Source organism: Citrobacter sp. BIDMC107 (assembly GCF_001037575.1).
Classification (GTDB): Bacteria; Pseudomonadota; Gammaproteobacteria; order Enterobacterales; family Enterobacteriaceae; genus Citrobacter; species Citrobacter freundii.
Genome location: NZ_KQ089848.1, coordinates 387,843 through 412,500 on the forward strand (window position 1 = coordinate 387,843; position 24,658 = coordinate 412,500).

General features: G+C 46.5%; 28 protein-coding genes and 7 pseudogenes. 12 read left to right on the forward strand and 23 right to left on the reverse strand.

Features of this window, described 5'->3' with window-relative positions:
• Window positions 1–44: 44 nt before the first annotated feature.
• The 10 genes from SK39_RS01855 to SK39_RS01900 form a co-directional block, all read right to left on the reverse strand.
• The gene (locus tag SK39_RS01855) at window positions 45–689 is read right to left on the reverse strand and encodes a hypothetical protein (protein ID WP_003840864.1); all 645 of its coding nucleotides are present in this window, start codon (window positions 687–689) and stop codon (window positions 45–47) included.
• A gap of 216 nt (window positions 690–905) precedes the next feature.
• Window positions 906–1,088: a DUF1869 domain-containing protein gene (locus SK39_RS01860; protein WP_003840863.1), complete on the reverse strand. Its 183-nt coding sequence runs from the start codon at window positions 1,086–1,088 to the stop codon at window positions 906–908.
• Window positions 1,089–1,091: 3 nt separating this feature from the next.
• The gene (gene yeaR / locus SK39_RS01865; protein WP_003030735.1) at window positions 1,092–1,454 is read right to left on the reverse strand and encodes a DUF1971 domain-containing protein YeaR; all 363 of its coding nucleotides are present in this window, start codon (window positions 1,452–1,454) and stop codon (window positions 1,092–1,094) included.
• Window positions 1,455–1,628: 174 nt separating this feature from the next.
• On the reverse strand, window positions 1,629–2,267 hold the full coding sequence (leuE, locus tag SK39_RS01870; RefSeq protein WP_003840862.1) for a leucine efflux protein LeuE: 639 nt from the start codon (window positions 2,265–2,267) through the stop codon (window positions 1,629–1,631).
• Window positions 2,268–2,406: 139 nt separating this feature from the next.
• On the reverse strand, window positions 2,407–3,057 hold the full coding sequence (gene zinT / locus SK39_RS01875; protein ID WP_003840861.1) for a metal-binding protein ZinT: 651 nt from the start codon (window positions 3,055–3,057) through the stop codon (window positions 2,407–2,409).
• 87 nt (window positions 3,058–3,144) lie between these two features.
• Window positions 3,145–3,735: an ATP-binding cassette domain-containing protein gene (locus SK39_RS01880; RefSeq protein WP_016150096.1), complete on the reverse strand. Its 591-nt coding sequence runs from the start codon at window positions 3,733–3,735 to the stop codon at window positions 3,145–3,147.
• Window positions 3,719–4,513 carry an ATP-binding cassette domain-containing protein gene (locus tag SK39_RS01885; RefSeq protein WP_003846680.1) on the reverse strand — a complete coding sequence of 265 codons (795 nt, stop codon included), beginning with the start codon at window positions 4,511–4,513 and terminating at the stop codon, window positions 3,719–3,721. Before SK39_RS01885 ends, SK39_RS01880 begins: the two co-directional genes overlap by 17 nt.
• Window positions 4,507–5,319 (reverse strand): ABC transporter permease, encoded by an 813-nt coding sequence (locus SK39_RS01890; RefSeq protein WP_003030742.1) that lies wholly within the window; start codon window positions 5,317–5,319, stop codon window positions 4,507–4,509. Before SK39_RS01890 ends, SK39_RS01885 begins: the two co-directional genes overlap by 7 nt.
• Window positions 5,309–6,283, reverse strand: a complete 975-nt coding sequence (locus SK39_RS01895) for an ABC transporter permease (RefSeq protein WP_032936455.1) — start codon at window positions 6,281–6,283, stop codon at window positions 5,309–5,311. The genes SK39_RS01890 and SK39_RS01895 overlap by 11 nt, the downstream gene beginning before the upstream one ends.
• A complete protein-coding gene (locus SK39_RS01900) occupies window positions 6,283–7,905 on the reverse strand; it encodes an ABC transporter substrate-binding protein (protein WP_032936133.1) in 1,623 nt (540 codons plus the stop codon). Before SK39_RS01900 ends, SK39_RS01895 begins: the two co-directional genes overlap by 1 nt.
• A gap of 395 nt (window positions 7,906–8,300) precedes the next feature.
• On the opposite strand from SK39_RS01900, the gene SK39_RS01905 reads away from it, so the two are divergent.
• On the forward strand, window positions 8,301–10,388 hold the full coding sequence (locus SK39_RS01905; RefSeq protein WP_032936136.1) for a TonB-dependent receptor: 2,088 nt from the start codon (window positions 8,301–8,303) through the stop codon (window positions 10,386–10,388).
• A gap of 115 nt (window positions 10,389–10,503) precedes the next feature.
• On the opposite strand, the gene SK39_RS01910 is transcribed toward SK39_RS01905, so the two are convergent.
• Complete coding sequence (locus tag SK39_RS01910; RefSeq protein ID WP_032936137.1) at window positions 10,504–10,701, reverse strand: hypothetical protein; 198 nt, start codon at window positions 10,699–10,701, stop codon at window positions 10,504–10,506.
• Window positions 10,702–10,870: 169 nt separating this feature from the next.
• Window positions 10,871–12,394, reverse strand: coding sequence for an EAL domain-containing protein (locus SK39_RS01915; protein ID WP_032936138.1), 1,524 nt, complete (start codon window positions 12,392–12,394; stop codon window positions 10,871–10,873).
• Window positions 12,395–12,633: 239 nt separating this feature from the next.
• Between SK39_RS01915 and SK39_RS01920 the strand changes: the two genes are divergently transcribed.
• Together SK39_RS01920 and SK39_RS27755 are read left to right on the forward strand one after the other, a co-directional pair.
• The gene (locus tag SK39_RS01920; RefSeq protein ID WP_003030757.1) at window positions 12,634–12,906 is read left to right on the forward strand and encodes a hypothetical protein; all 273 of its coding nucleotides are present in this window, start codon (window positions 12,634–12,636) and stop codon (window positions 12,904–12,906) included.
• Between the two features lie 104 nt (window positions 12,907–13,010).
• Window positions 13,011–13,111: pseudogene (locus SK39_RS27755) on the forward strand (cytochrome b); the annotation flags it as partial.
• Between the two features lie 60 nt (window positions 13,112–13,171).
• On the opposite strand, the gene SK39_RS01925 reads toward SK39_RS27755, so the two are convergent.
• The 6 genes and pseudogenes from SK39_RS01925 to SK39_RS01945 all read right to left on the reverse strand — a co-directional run bounded on the left by SK39_RS01925 (window position 13,172) and on the right by SK39_RS01945 (window position 16,988).
• Window positions 13,172–13,426 carry a hypothetical protein gene (locus SK39_RS01925; protein ID WP_003846687.1) on the reverse strand — a complete coding sequence of 85 codons (255 nt, stop codon included), beginning with the start codon at window positions 13,424–13,426 and terminating at the stop codon, window positions 13,172–13,174.
• A 10-nt stretch (window positions 13,427–13,436) separates the two neighbouring features.
• Entirely contained in the window at window positions 13,437–13,922 is a 486-nt protein-coding gene (locus SK39_RS01930; protein WP_048217387.1) for an outer membrane beta-barrel protein, read from the reverse strand.
• A 517-nt stretch (window positions 13,923–14,439) separates the two neighbouring features.
• A pseudogene (locus SK39_RS25240) lies at window positions 14,440–14,604 on the reverse strand (NADP-dependent isocitrate dehydrogenase); the annotation flags it as partial.
• 291 nt (window positions 14,605–14,895) lie between these two features.
• Complete coding sequence (gene arsC / locus SK39_RS01935; protein ID WP_003030760.1) at window positions 14,896–15,321, reverse strand: glutaredoxin-dependent arsenate reductase; 426 nt, start codon at window positions 15,319–15,321, stop codon at window positions 14,896–14,898.
• 12 nt (window positions 15,322–15,333) lie between these two features.
• Window positions 15,334–16,623 (reverse strand): arsenic transporter, encoded by a 1,290-nt coding sequence (locus SK39_RS01940; RefSeq protein WP_032936140.1) that lies wholly within the window; start codon window positions 16,621–16,623, stop codon window positions 15,334–15,336.
• Between the two features lie 44 nt (window positions 16,624–16,667).
• Entirely contained in the window at window positions 16,668–16,988 is a 321-nt protein-coding gene (locus tag SK39_RS01945; protein ID WP_003030762.1) for a transcriptional regulator, read from the reverse strand.
• Window positions 16,989–17,073: 85 nt separating this feature from the next.
• On the opposite strand from SK39_RS01945, the pseudogene arsH reads away from it, so the two are divergent.
• A pseudogene (gene arsH / locus SK39_RS01950) lies at window positions 17,074–17,762 on the forward strand (arsenical resistance protein ArsH).
• A gap of 112 nt (window positions 17,763–17,874) precedes the next feature.
• Here the strand turns inward: arsH and SK39_RS25245 are convergent.
• A pseudogene (locus tag SK39_RS25245) lies at window positions 17,875–18,071 on the reverse strand (S24/S26 family peptidase); the annotation flags it as partial.
• Between the two features lie 78 nt (window positions 18,072–18,149).
• On the opposite strand from SK39_RS25245, the gene SK39_RS01955 reads away from it, so the two are divergent.
• A complete protein-coding gene (locus SK39_RS01955) occupies window positions 18,150–18,392 on the forward strand; it encodes a DinI family protein (protein WP_003840850.1) in 243 nt (80 codons plus the stop codon).
• Window positions 18,393–18,566: 174 nt separating this feature from the next.
• Entirely contained in the window at window positions 18,567–19,076 is a 510-nt protein-coding gene (locus SK39_RS01960; RefSeq protein ID WP_048216547.1) for a DedA family protein, read from the forward strand.
• Window positions 19,077–19,211: 135 nt separating this feature from the next.
• On the opposite strand, the pseudogene SK39_RS25250 reads toward SK39_RS01960, so the two are convergent.
• Window positions 19,212–19,379, reverse strand: a pseudogene (locus SK39_RS25250) (isocitrate/isopropylmalate family dehydrogenase); the annotation flags it as partial.
• A gap of 354 nt (window positions 19,380–19,733) precedes the next feature.
• Here SK39_RS25250 and SK39_RS01965 point away from each other — a divergent pair.
• The 3 genes and pseudogenes from SK39_RS01965 to SK39_RS01970 all read left to right on the forward strand — a co-directional run bounded on the left by SK39_RS01965 (window position 19,734) and on the right by SK39_RS01970 (window position 21,077).
• A complete protein-coding gene (locus SK39_RS01965) occupies window positions 19,734–20,108 on the forward strand; it encodes a CDI toxin immunity protein (protein ID WP_048216548.1) in 375 nt (124 codons plus the stop codon).
• A gap of 167 nt (window positions 20,109–20,275) precedes the next feature.
• Window positions 20,276–20,392 (forward strand): annotated as a pseudogene (locus SK39_RS27760) (transposase); the annotation flags it as partial.
• 232 nt (window positions 20,393–20,624) lie between these two features.
• A complete protein-coding gene (locus SK39_RS01970) occupies window positions 20,625–21,077 on the forward strand; it encodes an NUDIX hydrolase (RefSeq protein ID WP_048216549.1) in 453 nt (150 codons plus the stop codon).
• A gap of 62 nt (window positions 21,078–21,139) precedes the next feature.
• Here SK39_RS01970 and SK39_RS01975 read toward each other — a convergent pair whose 3' ends face one another.
• Window positions 21,140–21,742, reverse strand: coding sequence for a site-specific integrase (locus tag SK39_RS01975; protein ID WP_048216550.1), 603 nt, complete (start codon window positions 21,740–21,742; stop codon window positions 21,140–21,142).
• 156 nt (window positions 21,743–21,898) lie between these two features.
• A complete protein-coding gene (locus tag SK39_RS27485) occupies window positions 21,899–22,585 on the reverse strand; it encodes a hypothetical protein (protein WP_181595247.1) in 687 nt (228 codons plus the stop codon).
• Window positions 22,586–23,018: 433 nt separating this feature from the next.
• Here SK39_RS27485 and SK39_RS01985 point away from each other — a divergent pair, with 433 nt between their 5' ends.
• The 3 genes and pseudogenes from SK39_RS01985 to SK39_RS01990 all read left to right on the forward strand — a co-directional run.
• On the forward strand, window positions 23,019–23,300 hold the full coding sequence (locus SK39_RS01985; protein WP_231593807.1) for a hypothetical protein: 282 nt from the start codon (window positions 23,019–23,021) through the stop codon (window positions 23,298–23,300).
• A gap of 325 nt (window positions 23,301–23,625) precedes the next feature.
• Window positions 23,626–23,742, forward strand: a complete 117-nt coding sequence (locus SK39_RS27765) for a YnaM/YnfT family protein (protein WP_352446998.1) — start codon at window positions 23,626–23,628, stop codon at window positions 23,740–23,742.
• A 106-nt stretch (window positions 23,743–23,848) separates the two neighbouring features.
• Window positions 23,849–23,977 (forward strand): annotated as a pseudogene (locus SK39_RS01990) (DinI-like family protein); the annotation flags it as partial.
• A gap of 133 nt (window positions 23,978–24,110) precedes the next feature.
• Here the strand turns inward: SK39_RS01990 and SK39_RS01995 are convergent.
• Window positions 24,111–24,641 (reverse strand): tail fiber assembly protein, encoded by a 531-nt coding sequence (locus SK39_RS01995; RefSeq protein WP_048216552.1) that lies wholly within the window; start codon window positions 24,639–24,641, stop codon window positions 24,111–24,113.
• Window positions 24,642–24,658: the final 17 nt, after the last annotated feature.

Below are 24,658 nucleotides of genomic sequence, written 5' to 3' on the forward strand. Positions count from 1 at the left end.
GCTAACCGCCTGAGTCTGGTCATCCAGACTCAGGTATTTTCTCGTTACTTCGCCAGCTGTGGTTCACTAAAGCGAATGGCAGCAGATTCTTCCTGCTTATCCCGCTGCATAAAACCGAGGTTCATCAGGAACAATCCTACCATAAACGGGAGTTCATACAGCTCTTCAATGAGATCGCCGTACTGCGCGTTGTGCAAAAAGACAGGGGCCAGCAGACGATGATGCTCTACCGTATCGGAGATCAAAAATGCACAGGTGGTGATCGCTAACAGCCATAGCGGCAGCGGTTCATTGCGTAAGCGACGGGCAATATCCTGGCGTAAGCGTTTTGATATCAGGACAGGCAGAATAATCATTGCAATCAATACCACTGAGATAACTCTGAACAGAAGTTTAGGGTGCTCGGGGAAATAATCACGGCCCCAACTGGTACTGCGACCCAGCAACACCAACCACCACACAGCCGCCCAAAGCCAAAATTGTTTCTCGCCTTCAGGACGTGATAAAGGCCGGATGTAGCTGAGAGTAAAAAGCGCTCCAAACAGCAGCCATAACGCCTGGCCATTCTCAATCCATCTGACGACAGTACCGTTGAGCAAAGGTAGATTCCAGTTCGCAGTGAACGGGATCGCTACGATGATCAGCCCAAGAATGAAAGTGGGTAATGTTAGTCGGGTATTCAGTTTCATAAGCGAGGTTCTGTATTGTGACTGTTTCACGATCATAACCCCTGTGAATGATCCAACATTAGCAATCAATGCGGATTTCTTAAGGTATTCTTAAGAAATCTTTTTCCGGATATTTCCAGGTTTAACACGGATAAAAAAACCGCTCTGCGCCAGAGAAACGCAGTGCGGTTTATAAATCAAAAACGAAAATATGCAATCAGAGGCAGAGGCTAACATCTACCAGCCGCAGACGTCGTGCTCATTCTCGGTATCGTATGAACGTACCGTATTGACCAGGTCTTTAACCACTTCAGCGGCCACATCCGGAATCAACAGCGTCATCGGCGCTTCAGTTTCATAATCGACTGACACGCCGTTGCTGTTATTGGTCACTGTTACGGTATAGGTTGCTTTGCCCATGATTTACTCCTTGCCGGTACGCACGACTTTTCGTTGATTCGCGCTCTCCATCAGAACTTCCGGGGCAACGAAAAAATCGATATTAAAGTAAGTGTCGTCGGTCATCACTTCGATGTTATGCCATTTTTCCGGTGGAAAAACGCCAAACTGACCGGCTTCAATAACCATCACCTCTACGGGCTCCGGGCTATGTTCATCTGCGTATCCGAGATATTTGACCGCCCCCTGCATAACCGAAAGTCGAGGATAAACCCCGGCACGGGTTCCTTTATCAAGGTGGCGTTCGAAAATTCCGGCAGGTGCCGTTTCTTTGTTCCAGAATGGGGTAGAGCGTGTATGGATATGGTTCTGTGGAATTTGAAGCATTTTTCTTCCCTTTTCCAGTCGACAACCAGCGAGTTCTTACTGAACCGCTGCTGTACACAGGGTACGCCTCATAATATTCATTTGAAATACCATTTATTGGTTATAACAATACAATTATAAATGAATTGCAGGGTGTAATATTGAAGGCCCGCCGTAACCAACGGGCCAATGGCGTCACGACTGAAGCGTGGCCAGACGAGCGGCAAAACCAACAAAAATCAGACCAATAAGGGAATTACCCACTTTGGCCAGTTTTTTCTTCGTACGGATATACTGCGTCACGAACGCGCCGGAGAAAATAAGAAAGCTCAGATAGAAAAAGCTCACTATCTCAAGCGTAATAGCCAAAATAAAGAATGACAGCCCTGAGTGCGGCGCATTGACATCAATAAACTGCACGAAGAACGACACATAAAACAAAATAGCTTTAGGATTCGTCAGGCTCAGAATTAACGCACGTTTAAAAATAGCGCCAAACGGGACTTCTTCAGGCGCGGCATCGCCAGCTTTCGATTTCAGTGTTGCATACAGGATCTTCGCACCGAGGTACAGCAGATAAAACGCGCCAAGATAGCGAACGATGTTGAACAAAACGGGCGTTGTTTTGATCAATGCGGCAACTCCGGCATAGGCCAAAAACATTAACACGGCATCGCCGATAAACACACCGCTTGCGGCGAGATAACCGCCCTTCACTCCCCGACCAACGCTGTTCTTCAACACAAATATCGTATTTGGCCCCGGTACCAGCACGATAAAAATAGCCCCCACCAGATACGTCCAGTAATTCAGAACTCCATACTCTGCGAACACGTTAACCTCTTCCTGAAAAAACACATGCACTTGCTGCGAGACAATATGCTAACGAATGCATCGGGTGATGGAAAGAGAAGGTTATGAATTAAAAAACCCGCCACTGGTGACGGGTGTGTACAGATAAGGTTAGCCCGGATTAATGGTGCAGCATCTCATCCACAACCTCTTCTCCCTTCAACTGGTAAGGGTAGTAGGTAGGCCAGTTTTCCATCTCTTCAAGCAAGGCTGCCTGCGAGGTATTTCCCATAAAGATATGGAAGTGGCTCGATTTACGCGGCGCGATAATATGATCGCTGAATTGCACGTATTTAGGTGCTTTGCTGTTAGCGTCTTTACACTCAAACAGATAACGTACACCTTTCTTGCCTGACTTATAGTGCAGAATTTTATAACCGGCGTAGTCGTATTTACATGATGCAACCTGATTACCGGTGTGAAATTCCATTACGTCATTTTCGATGCCGATGGTGTCTACGTTGGTTGCATAACCTTTACGGTAGTAATCTTTAATTTGTTCTGCCGTTTTGCTTTTGTCTTTCTCCGCTTTCTTTTTGAAGACCGGATCAAGCTCGCCGCTGACCAGATACGGATAGACAGATTGCCACATGCCATCCCAGTCGGTCAGCGCCCTATTTTGCACCTGGTTATCATCAAAAACCCCTTCCGACGCCTTTTGTTCTGCTTCGCTCATCGGCGCACCATGGGAATGATGACCGTGCGCCATAACCGAACCACTGACTACAAGCATCCCCAGAGCAATTGTCAGTTTTTTAATACAAATAGCCAAAATTTCACCCTCAAATCATTTGCGAGTGAATGTTATAATATAACATATCAATTTAATCAATAGATCAGCTACAAGCCTTATCTCATTTCACGTTACAAGGAGTTTGCTGGAACAAAGCTGCTCAAGCAGGGCCTGTTGATGGCTGATAATCAGCATAGCCAATGGCCGACGCTGGCATTCTTCAAGCAGCAGCGCCCAGATATCCCGTTGAATGGAAGGATCGAGCTGGGCGGTAATTTCATCAGCAATAAGAAAACGTGTCCGCGGGTCCAGCGCACGAAGTAAAGCAATTCGCGCCAGTTCACCGCCAGAAAGTTGTCCGGGGCGGCGAGTTAACCACTCTGGGTTGATGTGAAGACGGGTAAGCATTTCAGCATCCGGTCGCCAGGCATCATGAACCGCATCACCGGTGCTGCGTCGGGGGTTAAAAGTTAATTCCGGATGCTGTGGCACCAGTTGCACCGGGCAATACTGGTGCATCGGTAACGGTTGTTCATCAACCAGAATGTCACCCGAAGTTGGTTTCTGCCAGCCCGCCAGCACGCGTCCCAGCGTCGTTTTGCCCGTCCCACTTGGCGCACAAATCCCAATACGTTCTCCAGGGTGTAGAGAGAAGGTCAGATTTTGCCACAGAACCTTTTCTCCCTGACGGATTGTTACATCACGACAGCACAACATCGCGCTCTCCAAAAAGTTGATTTCTTTCAGGCAGCGCCCGCCATTGTCGTTGCAGATGTTCGCTAATCTCTCCGCGTAACAGCTGTTCCCGGCTGACGTTATCCGACACCCTTCCCTGATGCAACGCGACAATACGATCCGCATGGCGGGCCGCCAGCGTGAGGTCATGCGTTACCCATAAAACGCCAGCCCCTTGCTCACATTGCTCACGCAACTGTTCAAGGAGTTGATTAGCCAGAGGTGCATCAAGCCAGGCGGTAATTTCATCCGCCAGAATATAGCGAGCCTGACTCAGAGACGCATGACAGGCCAGGACACGTTTCGCCATACCGCCTGAAAGCTGGCGCGGAAAAGCATCTAATACGCGACTTTCCAGTCGGCTACGCTGGAGCAATCGTTCAATTTTTCCGGCATTCCATTGTTGGCCAGAAAGCTGGCATGCCCTGCGCAGATGCTTTTCAATCGAGAGCAGCGGGTTAAGCGCCTGAACGCCTTGCGGGACATAGCTGAAGGTATCGCCACGACATTTGCGAATATCATCGCTGTTCAGCGTTTTGCCCTCCAGTGTGATAGTGCCCTGGAAGCGCAAATTCTCCGGTAAGAGATCGAGCAGGCATTGCAGCAGCAGGCTCTTACCCTCCCCGCTTCCTCCCACTAACGCCACCATTTGACCCGGTGCCACGTCGAAAGAGATATCCTGCAACAGCGAAGACCAGTTTCTCGCGCCGTACCAGCGATAACGCGCCACCTCCAGCGAGACCTGTCTTAAACTCAACATGCGTCACCTCGTAACCATAAACGATGTACCGCCCTTGCGAGCTGATCGAATAACATCACCAGACTGAACAGCATCAGTCCCGGAAACAGCACCAACCACCAATCGCCATGACTGATAAATCTCAGCGCATCCGCCAGCAGCAGTCCCAGTGACGGTTCATGCGGTGCCAGCCCAAAACCGAGGAAGCTTAACGCCGCACTGTGCAACACCGCGTGGGGAAACATCAGTAGTGTTCCCGTTAGCCATTGAGGTAATAAGGCGGGTAGATAGTGATGTCGCCAGCAGTAAAAATGGCCGTGCCCCAGACGCCAGGTCAGCGTCAAGTAGTCACTGTGGGCCACGCGCTGCGCTTCAGCACGCAGGATTAGCGCCAAACGCGGCCAGTGGGTCAGCGCAACCGCCATAATCACGCCGTTTTTCCCACCGCCCAGCGTAAAACAGATCAAAATGAGCAACAGCAGATGCGGCATCGACAGCATGGCATCGGTAATCAGGCGCATAAGCACATCCAGACGCGGATGTATGCGCGAAACCGCCGCCATCACTAACGCGATGAAACCGCTACACAACGCCGCACCAATACCAATTTGCAGACTGGTTAGTGCACCCTGAAAACAACGGATCCACAGGTCGCGACCAAGGTTGTCGGTGCCAAACCAGTACAGCGCATCAGGCGGTAAATGCCGGGCAAGCAGATTAACGCTCAACGGGTTATCCAGCATTGCGGCACCATACACTGCAATGAATAACAGGCAGCTAAAAGAGAGCAAAAGACGAATCAGCGTCGGCGTCGGGTTATAGAGCATCAGGTCGTTCCAGAGCACGGTTCAACATACGGACAAGCCAGGTAGACAGCGAGTTACCAATAAACACCAATACGGTACTGAACAATACAATTCCCATCAGTAACGGCAGATCACCACGTAATCCGGCATCAATAGTGGCCTGCCCCAGTCCCGGGTAAGCAAAGACTTTTTCGGCCAATAATGCGCCTCCCAACAGCTCCCCCAGCGAGGCAAACTGCAAACACAGCGCAGGCGTAATTGCATGACGCAGAACCTGATGGCGTAACAGTGACCAGCCCTTATCTCCCTGAGAACGCGCAAAACGGACAAAATCGCTTTTCATCACGCTGGCGATGCTTTCCCTCGTATGAAGCGTAATTTGTCCCAGTCCCAGCAAACTGAGCGCGCAAACGGGAAGCACCAGATGGCGCAGACGCTCAGTCAGCGTCGCCATATCGCCGCTATTGCCCGGCTCCCACGCGCAGCAGACCGGAAATACCGGCCAGCGCACGGCAAATAATGCCAGCAACAGCATGCCAATCCAGAAGGTCGGCAGCGAAGAAAGCAGATAACTGAGGCGACAGATTGCTTTATCCGGCCAGCGATTCAGGTAGCGACCCGCGACAAACCCCATTGCCGTTCCCAATATGCCAGAGAGTAGCCACGCGCCACCAAGCAGCGCAAACGAAGTCGCAAAGCGCTCCTTGATCACGCTGGCAACCGGCGCGTTAAACAACATTGAGTAGCCGAGATCGCCCTGTAATACACGGCCAAACCAGTGACCAAAACGCTCCCATAGCGGTTGGTCCAATCCCCAGCGAGCCGCGATACGCGCATATTGCTCCGGCGGCACATGCAGGAGATCGTTGCCGATATAAGCCCGAATCGGATCGACCGGAGAAAAGCTGAGCAGCACAAAAGTGCCAGCCGCAACCAGCACTAATAACACTATCAGCCGTAGAAAATGGCCCACAACAGACTTCATCAACGGCAGGTCCAGGTCCATTCATCCAGATTATTGAGCAGTGACCAGCTACCGTGAATCTCCGGTGCGCCTTTACCTAAGTCAATACACGGATTTGCCAGGTAGGTATGCTGAATATTCAGCAACCATGCCCAGGCAGCATCGCCCTGCACGCCAGCCCCTTGCTTGCCATCCCACTCAACTTGCTGCCAGAACGGCAACGCTTTTTGCCAGTCCGGAGCGTCAATTGCCTGTTTAAGATGCTGCTCAACGACAGGATTGCTGTAATAGCCTGGATTGTAATATTCCACGCCCGCAGCCTGATTACTGTAGTGATGGAAAAGCTCCATCGGATCCAGACTTCCCCAGCCAAACAGCGTCGGGTTGGCATGCATATGCCGCTCAACAGTTTCCCAGCTCCCGGATTGCAGAGAAATCTGAATACCCACTGGCTCCAGCATCGCACGTACGGCTTCGGCTAAATCCCGGCGTGTACTGTCACCGCTGGCGTACCACAACGTTAAGCGAGCATCTTTACCGTCCTTCACACGTACGCCATCTTTACCCACCTTCCAGCCGGCTTCTTCCAGAATCGTTCGCGCTTTTTCGCTATCGCCATCTTTGAACGCAACTGATTGTCCCTGCCATGGCAGACCCTGAACCGCGCTATACGCCGGAATCGCATGACCTTCCATGACCTGATCGGCAAGCTGCTTACGGTCGATGGCGTAGTTGATGGCGCGCCTGATGGCAACATCGGCAGTGATATCGTTCCCAATCGGATAGCCATTGGCGTCTTTTTTACCTGCAGGAACCATCGGGAACACAATGCCCCGGTTTTCCACGCTGTCGCGTACCCAAAGTTTCAAATTTTTCTGCTGAGGAGCGACCGCCATCGACGGCGCGATACGTACGAGTCCCAGTTGGCCGCTACGCGCTGCGGCATAAGCGTTATCTTCATCAAGGAAGACAAACACCAGCTTAGTGAAATCATTTTTCTTACCGGCATACCAGGGATTAGCCTCAACGATCAACTGCTGCCCCGGCTGAAAACTCACCAGTCGATACGGACCCGCGCCAATCGGATTTTTAGCGAATGTTTTTTCGTCATACCGTTTTTGCGGAACAATTCCTAATGAACCCAGCACGTTCACAAAGGTACTTTGCGGGCTACGCAACGTAATTTCTACCGTGCGGTTATCTTTCAGACTGGCATGGGTGAAGTTTCCCATGTCGATTTTGCCGCCGCTTTTTGCTGCTTTGTTATAGGTGAACACCACATCTTCAGCGGTTAGCGGCGAACCATCAGAGAATTTAAGGTCAGGTTTTAACGTCAACGTCCAGGTTTTGCCGTCTGCGCTGGTCTCTACTTTTTCCGTCAGCAGGTTTCCCCAGCTCATATCTGCATTTTGTTTTAATAATGGTGCATGCAAAAGCAGATAGCTGCCATGACTCCAGCCCAACATCGGGTCAAAACCTTCCGTTGGCTCCGGTCCAATTGCCAGTTTTAACGTCTGCCCTTCGCTCGCATTTTGCGCGGCGAGAAGTGGTGAGGTTAATGCGAGAGTCAATGCGCACGTAAGCAGTGCCAGCTTGCCTTTGATCATTATGTTATCCAGATTTACGTTATTTTTATGCTGCATAACGATTTACAGTCGTTAAGCAGTCTCCTGGGGAAGGGATTATGGCGGACAGAAATGACGAAAAAAATGATGCGGCGCAGAAAAGTATGACGATTTTCTAAAATTATCATACTTTTTTCTGATACTCCGTTATGAGTACGATGTGAATCTCAAAATATAGATTAATCCCTCGCCATTTATTCAAAGGAATATTAATCCCTATCTAATAATTACTCATGCTGACTATTTACCCTTCCTGCCATTTCCTTATCTAAAATTAATGACAATTTATGTATATTTATTCAAAAAAAACACCAGAAGTGACAAGTTATGTAAATTTGTAATGATAATTATTTGTATTATCATTACGATCACTTATCTTACTGCCTTTGATTTTTAACAAAGGAAGTTTGACTATGCGTTTAAAACCCGTTGCCTCTGTCGTTCTGTCCTGTTTAGGATTTTCCAGCCCCCTGGTATTTGCTGAAGATGTCATGGTGGTAACCGCTTCCGGTTACGAAAAGAAAATCACCAATGCCGCCGCCAGCGTCTCTGTTATTTCGCAGCAAGAGTTACAAACCAATAAATATAATGACTTAGGTGAAGCCCTGCGTTCTGTTGAAGGGGTAGATGTTGAAAGCAGCACCGGTAAAACTGGCGGTCTGGAGATCAGCATCCGTGGCATGCCCGCCAGCTATACCTTGATCCTGATTGACGGTATTCGTCAAAACGGCAGCAGCGACGTGACGCCAAACGGCTTCTCTGCCATGAATACCAGCTTTATGCCCCCGCTGGCGGCAATCGATCATATTGAGGTTATCCGCGGCCCGATGTCGACGCTTTATGGCTCCGACGCAATCGGTGGCGTGGTGAATATCATCACCAAAAAAAGCACCGATAAATGGAGCACTTCCATCAATACCGGCGTTAACCTGCAAGAGAGCAATAAATGGGGTAACAGTACGGTCGCCAACTTTTGGTCAAGCGGCCCGTTAATCGCGGGCGTACTGGATATGCAGGTTCGGGGGAGCACAACCCAGCGTCAGGGTTCCAGCGTCACTTCGCTGAGCGATACCTCTTCCACCCGCGTACCTTATCCAACCGAGTCGGAAAACTACAATATTGGCACGCGATTCGACTGGAAAGCCAATGAAAGCAATACGCTGTGGCTGGATCTCGACTCCGCCAGACAGCGTTATGACAACGATGACGGTCAGTTGGGTAACCTGACGGGAGGTTATGATAAAACGCTGCGCTATGAGCGTAACAAAGTGACCCTCGGCCACGATACCGCCTTAACGTTCGGCACCTGGAAATCCTCCCTCGGCTGGAATGAAACCGAGAACAAGGGCCGACAACTGGTCTCCTCCGCACTCACGCCAGAGAACGCAGGTCGGGCCGGTGACGCGCGTGAACTGAAGAACACCAACGTCATTCTGGACTCCGTGCTGCTGACACCACTAGGTGATTCGCATCTGTTAACCCTCGGCGGGGAATATTGGGATGCACGGATGAAAGATGGTGTGGTGCTGGCCAATACCGGCGAGACGTTCCACCAAAAAACGTGGGCAGCCTATGCCGAAGATGAATGGCATATTCTCGATTCGCTGGCCTTAACAGCAGGAACACGCTATGAGCATAACGATGTCTTTGGCGGTCATCTCAGCCCACGTGCGTATATGGTCTGGGACGTATCTGATGAATGGACCCTCAAAGGCGGCGTAACGACAGGTTATAAAGCACCATCACTGAGCCAGTTACATAACGGGATCAGCGGTGTAACCGCGCAGGGAACGGTGAATACAGTCGGTAACCCGGACCTCAAACCTGAGGAAAGCATCAGCTACGAAACCGGGCTGTATTACGAGAACAACGCCGGGCTTAACGCCAACATTACCGGCTTCTATACTGAATACAAAAATAAAATTGTCTCGTATTCTATCGATGATAATACCAACAGTTATACCAACAGCGGCAAGGCGAGGACCGATGGCGTTGAATTTGCCAGCACCTTCCCTCTATGGTCGGATGTGCTGACCTTATCTCTCAACTACACCTACACTCAGAGCAAGCAAAAAGATGGTGACAATAAAGGCGCGCCGTTAAGCTATACACCAAAGCATATGGCTAACGCCCGTCTGAACTGGCAGGCAACGGAAGATATGAACGCCTGGCTGAGCGCACGTTATCGCGGTAAGGCCCCACGCTTCACGGAAAATTACGACAATCTCAGCGCAGTACAAAAAGCCGTCTATGACGATAAAGGTGCTAATTTAAAAGCCTGGACCGTCCTGGACATGGGAATGTCTTACAAACTGACCAAAGATCTGACACTTAATACGGCAGTTAATAACGTGCTGGATAAAGACTTTAGCGAGGTTAAACTTTACCAGGTGGGCCGTAATAGCACCTACGCAGGTGATTATTATCAGACTGCACAATCCACTACCGGATACGTAAACCCGGGCCGTAACTACTGGGTATCGTTAAACTATCAGTTCTAATTTTATCAATCCTGCTGGTCTGGGCACACTAATACCCCGACCAGTCGGATATTATTAACAGACGACATAATATATAATCAGCAACTTAATTTAACACATAAGAATATTTAAATAATTAATACAGAAACACCCCTTCTTGTGCCATTAGATACAATGCCAAAACAATAACCCCGACGATACCACCTAATAACAGTACTGCGGCAATCGCAAGCTGGTTGCGGTTTGTGTACTTCGTATTGTTTCGCACATCCAACTCTTTTTTCGCTGCACTGTGACTTGAATCACGCTCCATCGCGAATGTTATATCTGCCATGCCATTATCCAGTTGCTGTATATGAAAACACAAATAACCACCACATCGATAAGGGTATAGATTTTAAATAACAGAATCTGAGATTTGTCTCACGATAAAGATAATCATCGGATTTTTACTCCCGAAGCAGATTTCATGATCCCTTTTCATCAATAAGGTTGTCATGTACTTATTCGACAAAAACCTTCACTTTAGGCTTTGCCAGCAGAATCATGACGAACTCTGTGAAGGTTACTGGTTTATAGAAATAGTACCCTTGCAGGAAAACAATGTTGTTTTTGTTGAGATAATCGAGCTGGGCCTTCGTTTCAACTCCTTCCGCAACGATGCTTAAAGATAGCTTGCGCGCTAGATCGAGAACACAATCCAAAATTCGGGTTGAATCGGGAAGCTCATTAACCCTTCCCACAAAGCTCTGATCGATTTTAATGTAATCAATGTGCAGGTCATGCAAATAAGAAAGCCCAGAATAGCCCGTACCAAAATCATCAAGCGCAATCACAAAGCCATTTTCATGCAGGATATTGAGCCTCTGCACAAGTTCTTCATCTACATGTAATGGCTCACGCTCAGTAACTTCAATCACAAGGTTGAGATCATGGCGGCTGAAGCTATCTTTGAATTTCAGACACTCTTCAACAAATGTAGGGGAAGTGATATGGGATGCGCTGAAGTTAATACCGACATGGAATCCAGATGGCAGTTTGCTGGCAATGGCGTTCATATTCGCCGCAACCTGCCTCATCAGACTTTGAGTTAGTGGCACTATCAGGCCTGATTTTTCGGCGACGGGAATGAAGGAGGCAGGAGAGATATATCCGGCTTTTGGATGTTTCCATCGGGCCAGCACTTCAACACCGCGTAACGTCCCCTCACGACCATTTACGATAGGTTGATAAAAAGGCACGATCTCTCCTTTTACTATCGCTCTGCGCAACGTTTCTTCTGGGGTATCGTTCTTATTTAGATATTTATCAATGGCATAAGCGGCTGCGAAAGATATTAACAGGATAAAAACCAGAATCCCTGAACCTTGTGTAACCAGCCTTTTTGCACTAAACAATGGCGGTTCATTATAAATAATGCTGAACGGATACTTTGCGGAATTCACCTGACCAGACATCTGTGAGCTTGCTGTAACGGTTTTCACATCACCCAATAAACCAAGCACTTCGTCACCTACGAGTAGTGAATATGTCACCCCCTTTAACGGAACATTCAATGCTCCACGGATATGCACCCCGCTAATAGTGACAATGATGTGGTTGGTTTGAAAACGAGTTTGATACAGCAGAACGGGTATCTCATTTTCCGTATTTCTTGCGGGAGTAAGCAGCAAATTTGTATCAGTAATCACCGGAATTTGCTTAAGCAAGATCCGATTACCTGGCAGTGACGTACACCAAAGCTTCCCCTGTCGGATAATGATCAGCGTTCGCAAATGAGGGCGAAGTGCAGCTTCAGTTCCAAGTTGGTATTGACCCTCCAGATCGCATTTTTTTTCGGCGATGTGCATAGCGGTTCGAGTTGCCTGGAAAGCTTCATCCAGTATGTTATCCATATTTTTCGCGGCATATCTGGCTCCTCCAAGGATTTCTGTCGAAGAGGAATACCACAGCTGCATATTAAGAATAAAAACACCTATCAAAAAAAGACACACCGCTGCGGTTACCGGTAAAAGTACTTTGCGCATTCTCATGTCCCGTGGTGAAAACTGATCAGTCGTTGCGATGAGCATTGACGTGTTCTAATTTATCTCTACAGAGCATGGTAGATAGAATCAAAAGTCGCCATGCGCCCAGTCACACTTCCAAAGCTACAACATAAGAAATTGATTTTTATAAAAAATAATCCCTGGAAAGATCATAACGATAATGACATCCCTCCTTCCAATTTTGCTATCATATGAATGTACTAATAAGAGGTAAGCAAATGAAAATCTTTATCACTGACAATGAAGGGAATCTAATTCCTGTTGACGGAAAAAGCGTCGTGATCGAATTGAATAGCGGCGGAACTATTGAGATCGCCGAGGAGTACAGTCGGGACGATGTTCCTGAAGGTATTAATCTGTGGGGAGGACGAGAACCTTCCCCTTCACTCTCATTCGAGGAAATTAAAGCTCGAACAGAAGGCCTTGGTGTTTACCCCATTGCAGCCAATGCCCTGCACGTATTCCCGTACAAACTTTCATCAAAAGAATGATTGCATACAGCAGGCGAAGCGTTTTTCTGAAATCAAAGTAAGGCCATTGTTATCATAAATACCTCTGGCCTTGGGGGGAGTCAACTCGCCAATATCTGTTACTTCTGATTGCAGTCCATGCTGGCGCTGCATTATTTCATCACTATATACAGAAAAAAATACGCTTTTGAGAGTGATTCCTGAGCATAAGCATTTGAATAATTAATAAATGATTATAATGTTAAGAGCATAAGCGCTCAAGACAGTAAGTACGTGGTCTAAAATATTAATCGTCATCATAATGCTTATGCTTCTTGCGATCACTCATAGACTCTTTAAAAGCATCTGCTTGTGTATTAGCAGCCTGCAGTCGACTCATGTTAGCACTGTAATTATTCCAATATTCTTTTTCTTCGTGATAACAAACATCACGGCTAATTCCCTTCGCTTCGCACTTAGCTAAGCGTTGTTCTTCTGATACGCAACCAGACATCAAAGAAACAGTAGAAAATGCAACCAGTATTATCATTAATTTATTCATATAAATAACCTTAGAATTTCCAGCCGGCGCCGACTACAATACTATTAGCTTGCGCGCCAGAGACCTTAGAACCTTCATAGCCTGCATCAACAGTGAAAGCTGCAATGAGGGTAAACTGAATACCAGCACCATAGGCAAAACCTGTAGAAGTATCAGTTTCACCATTAGCTTTGATCGCACCTCTCCCAATACCCACCATTACATAAGGTTTTATCACATCATTTACTTTATAACTTGCACCGGCTAATGCAGAACCATAACCACGATCTATATCATTATCGTCATTTGCCGAAATAGTTAAGGATGTTATAACGCCTAAATCACTTTCATCTGGGGTATAACCATATTTAGCGTTAAGACCGTTAAGGTTCTGTCCATCTGTCCGGGTATGTACATAACCGCCGGTGACTACGCTTTCTCCTGCATAAACTGTCATAGCAAAACAAAATGTAACAGCCACTAAACCCGTTTTTAAACTTAGCATTTTAATAACCATTTTCATCATCAACTAATAGTAAGTTACACACATAATAAGGAGTCATGCTTTGAATTTTATGTCTCAAGCATGTCGCCAAGATAAAAACAGAAAGGTAATAAAAAATCAATCGGGAAAAATGTTCTTTTTTGGACATTATTAGCATTCAGAATAACAAATTATCATAGCATGCTGATAAAAATGGACTTAAAATTAGAGTAAAACAACATTAAAACGCCACCACCTTTAATATACTCCCAATATTTTCTTGTTTTTAAAACGACTGTTTTGCATCTAACAATCAATAATATACCAACACCACTCAATTATAGTTAGTTCTCATACCCGGATAGAATTAAATAAATATTGAAAGATATGGATATCTTTTATCAATAAATAGAATTGTAATGACAAAGATAAAAATTTAATCTTTAGTGCTATTAAAATGAGTTTAATAGTCTAAGTTCCAGGAAAGCACTTTGCAGGTAAAAAAACGGGAACCAATCGGCTCCCATTCTTATACAACCCAGAATCTGGATTACATGTTTTCGATGATCGCGTCACCAAACTCTGAACATTTCAGCAACTTAGCGCCGTCCATCAGACGTTCGAAATCATAGGTTACGGTCCTGGCGTTGATCGCACCTTTCATACCTTTAACAATTAAGTCAGTCGCTTCGGTCCCCCCCATGTGGCGCAACATTTCATTGCTAAAATCATAGCAACCATTTGATAAAGTCGAAATTATCATCCTCTCTACTTTCAAATCAGCCAGTAGCTACCATTTTAAACTCATTGATTATCTAAACTTTGGTTTTAGTTTTGGGGAAGAGTTTTCGCCAAGAATCCAAGTTTTTCACGCCAGCGCATTCAACACACTACCACTAATGGCAAGCCTCGATGGTAAAGCTGTTGCTGCCGCAGAGGTCCGATTTGAGCGAAAACCGGATACCCGCATAGCGTGAACAGACATCCGGTATTTTGAAGTGGCAGATTACTTAATCTGCTTACCCGTTTCGTCAATGACCTTCTCGCCATCCTCTTTGGTAAACGCTCCTTTCTGACCTTCCGGTAGAATATCCAACACTATTTCTGAAGGGCGGCAAAGACGAGTGCCAAGCGGCGTAACGACTACCGGCCGATTAATCAGGATCGGATGTTGAAGCATGAAATCAATCAACTGCTCATCACTAAATTTCTCTTCATCAAGACCCAGGTGTTCATAAGGCTCAACATTCTTACGCAGTAATGCACGCACCGTAATTCCCATATCTGAAATAAGTTGAATCAGCTCATCACGGGTCGGTGGCGTATCGAGATAATAAATTATCGTTGGTTCGTTGCCGCTGTTACGGATCATCTCCAGCGTGTTGCGAGAAGTGCCGCAGGCAGGGTTGTGATAGATGGTAATGTTGCTCATATCTGTATCTCATTACAAAGTGATGGAGAGCCGCAACGCCAGCGCGGCCAGAGTGACAAACAGCACGGGCAGAATCATGATAATACCCGTACGGAAGTAATATCCCCAGGTAATCGTTATATTTTTCTGGGCAAGCACATGCAGCCAAAGCAGGGTTGCCAGACTGCCAATCGGGGTGATTTTCGGACCTAAATCGCAGCCAATCACGTTGGCATAAATCATTGCCTCTTTGACGATGCCAGTTGCCGTGCTCCCGTCAATCGCCAGTGCACCAATCAGCACCGTCGGCATATTGTTCATCACCGACGACAGGAACGCGGTCAGGAAGCCGGTGCCGAACGTTGCTGCCCATAACCCCTTTTCTGCCAGTAAGTTCAGCACGTCAGACAGATACTCCGTAAGCCCTGCATTGCGCAGGCCGTAGACCACCAGGTACATACCCAACGAAAAAATAACGATCTGCCATGGCGCACCGCGGAGGACTTTTCCGGTGTTGATGGCATGACCTCTTTTCGCCACTATAAACAGTATTGCTGCGCCAGTAGCCGCTATCGCACTGACCGGGATCCCCAGTGGCTCCAGAACAAAGAAACCGACAAGCAGCAATAACAGGACAATCCAGCCCGCCCTGAACGTTGCCGGATCCTTTATCACACTGGCAGGCGTCTTCAGCAGCGAAACGTCATACGTCGCCGGAATGTCCCTGCGAAAGAAGAGATGCAGCATGACCAGAGTGGCCGCAATCGCTGCCACATCTACGGGGATCATAACGGAGGCATACTGCGTAAAGCCCAGACCGAAAAAGTCCGCCGAGACGATATTCACCAGGTTAGAAACAATTAGCGGCAGGCTGGCCGTATCTGCAATAAATCCTGCGGCCATGACAAACGCCAATGTCGTGCCCTGGCTGAATCCCAGTGCGAGCAGCATCGCAATTACAATCGGCGTCAGGATCAGCGCAGCGCCGTCATTGGCAAACAACGCAGCAACAGCGGCACCAAGCAAGACTATCCAGGTAAACAAAAGGCGACCACGTCCGTTACCCCAGCTGGAGACGTGCAGTGCGGCCCATTCAAAGAAGCCGGACTCATCAAGCAACAGGCTGATGATAATGACCGCAATAAATGCCGCTGTCGCGTTCCAGACGATATTCCAGACAACGGGAACATCTGCGATATGGATGACTCCGGTTCCCAGCGCCAGCGCAGCTCCAATACTCGCGCTCCAGCCAATACTCAGGCCTCTGGGTTGCCAGATAACCAGTACCAGCGTCAGTAAAAATATACTCCCTGCCAAAAACATTTCAGACTCCGTTATATATGATTATGTAAATATGTTCTCCTGCCTCAGCAGGAGGTACAGGCCGACTTTGCCAACCATTCCCGCACATCCTCCCGAAGGCACAGCCAGGATGTCGTGATTGTCTCAGCGGCCCACGCCGGAATATGAGGTGACAGACGATAGTGGATCCATTTCCCTTCCCGACGATCAAGAACAAGCTTTGCCTCGCGCAGGACGGCCATATGTCGTGATATTTTGGGCTGTGATTCGGCGGTAGCTGCACAGATATCGCACACGCACAGTTCTCCGGACTCCCGCAGAAGCATAACAATGGCGAGCCGTGTTTCATCTGACAGAATTTTGAAAAGCTGAACAGGTTGTAGCATTTTTCTCTCCGCTCCCTTTAGAATACACATATGGTAAATCATATGTATTAACTTTGAAATCATCTGCTCTCTCTGGAGGAGAAAAATGGAACAATTTCCTGCCCTGAATACTGCATGCTTTGATCAACACATCGCTGAACGCCTGAACGTGCAGGAGCCACCACGGATTCTGATCCTGTATGGTTCCGCTCCTACAGCCGCTTTGCCGCGGAGGAAGCCGGTCGCCTGCTGACGGCGATGGGCGCGGAAGTGAAACTGTTTAACCCCTCCGGTTTACCCCTGCCGGATGATGCGCCGGACACGCATCCCAAAGTCACCGAGCTGCGCGGTCTGGTCAGATGGTGTGATGGGATGGTGTGGAGTTCTCCGGAACGGCACGGTGCTATGAGCGCAGTCATGAAGGCGCAGATTGACTGGATACCCTTAAGTGAAGGAGCGATTCGTCCTTCGCAGGGCAAAACACTTGCGGTAATGCAGGTCTGCGGCGGTTCACAGTCCTTCAATGCCGTGAACCAGATGCGTATACTTGGTCGCTGGATGCGGATGTTTACGATCCCCAACCAGTCCTCTGTAGCCAAGGCATGGCAAGAGTTCGACGAAAACGGACGAATGAAACCTTCTTCATGGTATGACCGCATCGTCGATGTAGCCGAGGAGCTGTTTAAAATCACGCTGCTGCTTAAGGGACAAACCAGTTATCTTGCAGATCGTTACAGCGAGCGAAAAGAGAGCCATCAGGAGCTTTCATCCCGTGTCAATCAGGACAAAATATAACGTATGTTCTTCGTGAATCCATACTGCATGAGCTTACCAATGTCCGCTTTGGCAGATTGATTATGCCGGATGATCTCTAAGTGTGAATGGCACGATTATGCGGGCTACTTACAATTGCACATATCAGCAATGAGCCATCGCAGGCAGTAAGTGACGCATCCACAACAAGCAGCCCCCCTGAAGTATTCCTTCCCTGAAATGTGAACGCGATGCCCGCATGAAATAAGTCGCTGCGGGCTGGCTGATTAGTTGCTGATCGAGGGAGATTCGTGTTTCAACATAATCTGCCGCAAGTGAAGGAAAGCCCATGTTTATGCCCTCTCTTGAATACCGGATAAAAACACAGTATAAATACTGTATATCTATCCAGCAAAGAGACGATAAGCAATGTTCGTGGAACTCGTTTATGACAAAAGGAATTTTGATGGGCTGCCCGGTGCAAAAGATATCATTCTGGGCGAATTGACCAAGAGGGTTCACCGAATTTTCCCCGACGCTGATGTCCGGGTTAAACCGATGATGACATTGCCGGCGATCAACACTGACGCCAGCAAGCACGAGAAGGAACAGATAAGCCGTACTGTCCAGGAAATGTTTGAAGAGGCTGATATGTGGCTGGTTTCAGATTAAGTGCGTTCGATTCATCTTCCTTTACCCTATCCCGCTCAACTGTATTCTGCTGCTATACGCAGACAGCTGTCACAGCCGGGATTAAGTGCAGCAGTCAGTAATTCATCTGTGTTGAGGCCTGATTAAGCCGTATCGCGGTTAAATAGCCAAGGAACCTTAACTGGAGAAGCATTGATGGAGTGGGTAAACGCGTTGATGAGCCATTTCGCGCTTCATCCTTTCAGCCTGTGGGGCCTGCTTTTTGGAATAGCATTCGCAAAATCTACGTTCCTCATTTCAGCTGTATTACCGCCAGCATCTGTTATGTTGGTTGCTGTAATTTCCGTCGGCAAGGCGACTATTGCGCCATGGGAAGCGGGAATTGCTGTAATGATTGGCGCATGGTGCGGGACAATTGTTAATTATCACCTTGGAATGATGATGGGACACCTACCCTGGCTGGCACGCATCATGTCGCGTCATGCCGATACAGTAGTACGGGTTCGACGCCGGTTGCAAAACAGTTCTGTACCGATACTTTTTACTTCGCGCTTTATTGCCGTGCTGCGTTACATTGTGCCATTAGTTGCTGGAATGTTGCATCTTCATCCAATGAAAGTGTATGCAGTCAGTCTGATCTCTGCGGCGACCTGGTCAGCGCTTTATGTCGGAGGCTTTAGTCTCGTTTTGCCTTTTTTTAGCTAAACCAAACATAAATAGACCACAACAAGCCCTGATCCCCCTAGGTACTGGGCGGATAAAATGACAGGGAAAGAATTTATCAGGCACAAAAAAACGGGAACCAACCGGCTCCCGTTCTCATACAACCCAGAATGTGGATTACATATTTTCGATGATCGCGTCACCAAACTCTGAACATTTCAGCAGCTTAGCGCCATCCATCAGACGTTCGAAGTCATAAGTTACGGTTTTCGCGTTGATAGCGCCTTCCATACCTTTAACAATTAAATCAGCCGCTTCGGTCCAACCCATGTGGCGCAGCATTAGTTAGATCATTCAGCCGCAACCATCTGATATAAAAGCATAATTTCATCAATTCACATATGTTCTACTGACTATTGGGCGTTCCCTAACCCACTGATTATAAATATATTTTTTTAGGTTTTGATAACCACTTTTAGCGTTAAAACAACAATCAGAGCTATTCAGAATAGGGATTTTGATCGTGCGCATTATACCCATAATCAATAAGTTACCGCTGACTGCAAACCTCAATGATGAAGCTTATACAGTCCTAACGGTCCGCTATGAGCGATCAGAGGACGTTCCTAATTCCTTTAAACAATCATCCAGGGAGGATATGATAAAAATATTCAGCTATAAAGCCTAAAGGGAATGGACATGACATTGTTTGAGGAATGTAAGGACCTTCTCAAGACAGATTTTAATGTTATGGAAGGGGATGATTTGAGTGCGGTAATGGATATTTTTCTTCAATATCCATGGTATAGCGGTGATCTCAAATGGTCGGAAATGGACTTTAGCGATTATGAACCTAGTCATGAGATGTTTAACGTGAGCGACTTAGGCAATGAAACTGTATTTGTCGTAGCGGATGATGCGAATGTGCCCGTGTTCAGAACCCATCTACAACTCATTGTCGATAATATCTACGATGTCATCGCCCTGTCACCTAAACTATTTATTTTTAACGATAAGATAATGATTAAGCCTTTATTCCCTCATGATCTTATAAGGGTTGGTCTGCGAAAGTGATGAGTAAAAATGCTAACCAGCTCCCCGTTGCTCAACTAAGACTGTTGTTCTCCACGTCCGCTCCTGCTATGGAGCGGACTAACTGAATCCCCTGAATCGCCACGGGTTTAACAGATACCTCAGAGTCAATTAAGATGACTTAAAGAGAGGTTACCATGAGTGGTTAGCGTTATACCGAAGAGTTTAAAATCGCAGCAGTCAAACAGGTTGTTGATTGCTGTCATTCTGTTTCCAGCGCTGAAACACATCTCGATATGGCCATCCACAGCCTTTACGCATGGTTATCCGGTTCGATAATGCGTCAGCTTTTATTAAGAGCTAGCTTCTGAATCGTCCGCTTTTGGCACGGAGCGGACAGGCCAAGCGACTTGTCAGGTCGGCTATGAGCGAGGAGCGGACGATAAGCGCAGTTGACGTGGTAAGAAAAGGTATCCTCAATGTGCACTTGTAGTGCTGCAATCTATGTTTATTGGAAAATCCGAAATGAGGGTTTAAATTTTATTTAAGAGGGATTACATGCGTACTCGTCCAGCCTCTCGATTGATAGTCCTTTCACCTGAAAATCACGTTCTGCTCTTTAGATTCTGCCATAAAGATGATGCTCTGGAAGGAAAAACATACTGGGCAACGCCAGGGGGAGGACTCGAGCACAACGAGTCTTTTGAGCAGGCGGCGTTACGTGAATTATTTGAAGAAACGGGTCTGACAAGAAGAACTATGGGACCACAAATAGCCTCCAGAACCTTCCCTATGGTGCTACCAAGTGGTGAGAACGTTCTTGCTGAAGAACGTTTCTTTATTATAACTACGGATAAATCAGAAATTGACCGCTCAGGTTGGAGTAACAACGAAAAAGAAGTCATTAGCGATCACTACTGGTGGAGCTTAGAAGAGCTCAGACAGACCAATGAAATCATCTTCCCACTCGATTTGATAATTAACATACTTGAAGACTTCCCGTGCACTTAACCCTCTGAAATGATCTGGATGTCCGCTCCTGGCACAGGGCTGCTGTTGCAGCCCTGACAACCTTAGACTTCAATCGATTCAGAAATCTCTAACGCATCATCGACTTCAATGCCCAGATAACGGACCGTGCTTTCCAGTTTCTTATGACCTAACAGGAGTTGAATCACACGAAGATTCTTAGTTTTCTTGTAGATCAGGTAAGGTTTTGTTCTTCTCATGGAATGTGTACTGTAAAGAGAATCTTCGAGACCAATTTTTGCTACCCACCCATGAAAAATTCGGTTGTATTGCCGGGGTGATATGTGTTGGTTAGTACCGACCCGAGATCGGAACAGGTAGTCTTTACTGCGTAAATTGCCAAGCTTTATCAATGCAGAAACAGCCTCTCTTGTCCCTTTGGTTATCTCAAATTGGACAGGGCTGCCGGTTTTCTGTTGTAGCACCGTAGCTCTGCTTGAAACAGAGCTACCATATGCAACATCAGATACTTTGAGTTTTACCAGATCACAGCCTCGAAGCTTACTATCCAGGGCCATATTGAACAGAGCCAAATCGCGCGTTTTACCTTCCAGTTCAAGCCTGATTCGGATCCCCCAGATATGAGATATCTGAAGTGGTCTTTTTTGGCCGATGATACGGTCTTTGTTCCACGGTGATGTGTTCATACTCAAATCTCCTGAAATGTGGGTGATCTGAGTATGGCTGTCCCTCATGAGCGAAGAACGGGCATTGAAAATCGTTCTGCAGTAGCTGAAAAAATTCTAACGTAGCCATGTGTTAGTCGTCAGGGAGCCGTTCAACCTTAATGGGTGCCTTTTTATTTAATGATTTAAACTCAAATAGGTCAGATATACTGCTATCAGGCTTGCGACTGCCGCAATTGTTGCAACAATCATACTAATAAGCGGAATATATAAAGCTGAATATCTTATAAATTTATTTTTGGGTTCTAGATATTGAATAAAGTACATCTTTGCTTTAAGCCATCTGACTACCCATCTATCTTTAAATGTCTTTCTATAAAGAACACCTGAGTACCTTTGGTAATGGATGAAGTTTTTAACACTTTTCTCAATACGTTTACTTGTGATATTTTTTGCATCATAAGTTTGGTAAAGGATAAGATAACTATGAACTGCGACAGAGTCTTCAGTTTTAGGAGGTTCAACAAGAATATGAATATGACCAACAGCACTATATGTAATGGATAACACCCCACCAGATTGCATATGGTGATTAAAAGTTATTTTATCTGTTTCTATGACCTGCCGCATATTTCCAGTAAATTTAGAATTAAACTGCAAACTCAACGAATCAAAGCCAAATCCATCTGGTTCATCTTGCTGGTCATAAACACTTACCTCTATACCATTTTTATTCAATTCTTCAGCTATACCTATAAGGCTAGCTTTGATAGATGGTTTGAAGTGTTTCCAATTGACTTTTGAAATTAATTTCCTTAAAGCATCCCTTTCAAACTCTTTACTATATTGTTTTATCCATTTCATTTTATAAACCCTAGAGGATATTTCCATTATGATAACCTTTGGAGTTAACAAAGGAAATAGCCTCATAAACCAATATAGCTTAAAGTAGTGTTTGTACTCTTGATAGTGGTACAGAACGATACAGATAATCCTTGACTGGCTCCCCGTTGATTAATACATCGTGATGTTAACCATGTCCGCTTTTGGCACGCAGGTGACGCTCAGGGGGGAGTGTTCATCGTACCTAAATTCTGCTTCTGAATGGGGAAGGACTTTGGGTCAGGGTCAATCAGGTGTGTATACCTAAATAAGTGAATCGATGCCAAAGGTTGACAGCGTGGGATTGGTCGTTTTTTTACGACAGTGATGTTGCGGGAGAAGCAATAAGATAATATATGCTTTACCACAATTATTTGTTGCGACGAATCAGGTGATGATCGACTTAAGGTATTATGTGAATGCTATTAAAAACGGAAAGGAAGTAAATTGCATTCAAGAGAGTTGGGAAAAAGATGACTTGGCAGAAGTTGAGTCTGTCTCTAAGGTATGGCTTCATGAGAGTGGTGTGGTAATCGGCTACACTAATGAGCTTGAAGCAATGAAAAGCTCCGCTAATGCTTGTCCTGAATGCTGGATCTGTTGGGAAGTAATCGATGCGGCTGGACAGGATATCAGACCAATGAAAAAGCAATTTCATAACGTTTGCCAGGAATCATACTGGTTGAAAATGAATTGACGCCTTGCATACTGCTTCACTTTCCGCGATGACAAAAGTGACTCTTGCGATTTTTGGGATGATACTCTCAACCAAATCGAGCTTTAGATTAAAAAACTGTTTAAAAATAAAAAATTACGTCTTTTTTATGCCTATCTTTTGCACGTGAAAACTTTGGGGAATTACTGGGATGAAACCCTCGACAGATCACCAGTAAGCTGCGTTCCACTCCTGCATACGCCAGGTTGCGGTAATATCTTCTTGAAGAGCCAGCATGGTAGCTGTCAGGAACCTTTTCCCTGTGCAGTAGTCTAAAAATAGAATCCATCTGACTTAAAGAAACGTTATGATTACCAGCCTTTCATTAGTGTTTGCCGTAATTACCACTCTGTGCATCATGTTGTTCGCTGCGGTAAAAGTAGGGATTGGTTTGTCTAACAATCCAGACCGAAATGATAATTGACCTCTTCACTGGCGATCACTATACATCGCTTAATAAGACATGCTCACATCGCCGTACAGTCATCAAACTCTGCGGTCCTGGCATCCTTGATGACGTAATTCAGTAAGAGAGGGTTCACCGGATGTTCCCGGATACTGATGTTCGGGTTAAACCGATGATGACACAGCCCGCGATCAATACTGACGCCAGCGAGCACGAGAAGGAACAGATAAACCGAACAGTCCAAAAAATATGAGCTAACTGTCACAATTGCACTGCGACAGGACGCCGCGATGAAGGAATGGCGACGGAAAAAACCGCCGCACTTTCGGAATGTAAGAAATGCAGAGTGAACGTTACGCCTGTTGATACAGAAAAACCCGAATAGCCTACGCTCCCGGACGTACAGGCCAGTTAATATCAGGCGCAACTGACAAATCAAGACGACGTAACGTGGTGCGATATGCGCGTAATGCCGTCAGTTCAGCTTCTTCATCAGCAGAAATATCACCGTCCTGCTGTGCAGCTTCCAGCCAATTAATACGTGTTGTTGCTTCAGCCATACGTCTGTCACGTTCCGCAGCTGCGATAGACTGGTAATCCCGAATTTGCTGTAATTTTCCGTCTTTATAAAACCAGTCATCGCCCAAGGTCACACGGAGGTTCTCTTCTGTAGCAGGAACTTCAACCGCACTCAGATTAACCGGAAAAAACGCATTAACATCTGTCGTAAAGGTTCTCACCCGGCCATCATCGTCATAGCCAATTTTCAGTGTGGTTGATTCGTCAAATAACCCTCTAATTTCATACCAGTCATTACCTTTTTCATCCTGCAAATACATGACGCTCTGACCGTCTATATTTTTAGGCTTATTGGGATCGTCAGGTATATAAGGGGTAAATTTACCGAAACTCTGCATGCTTATTCCTTATGGCC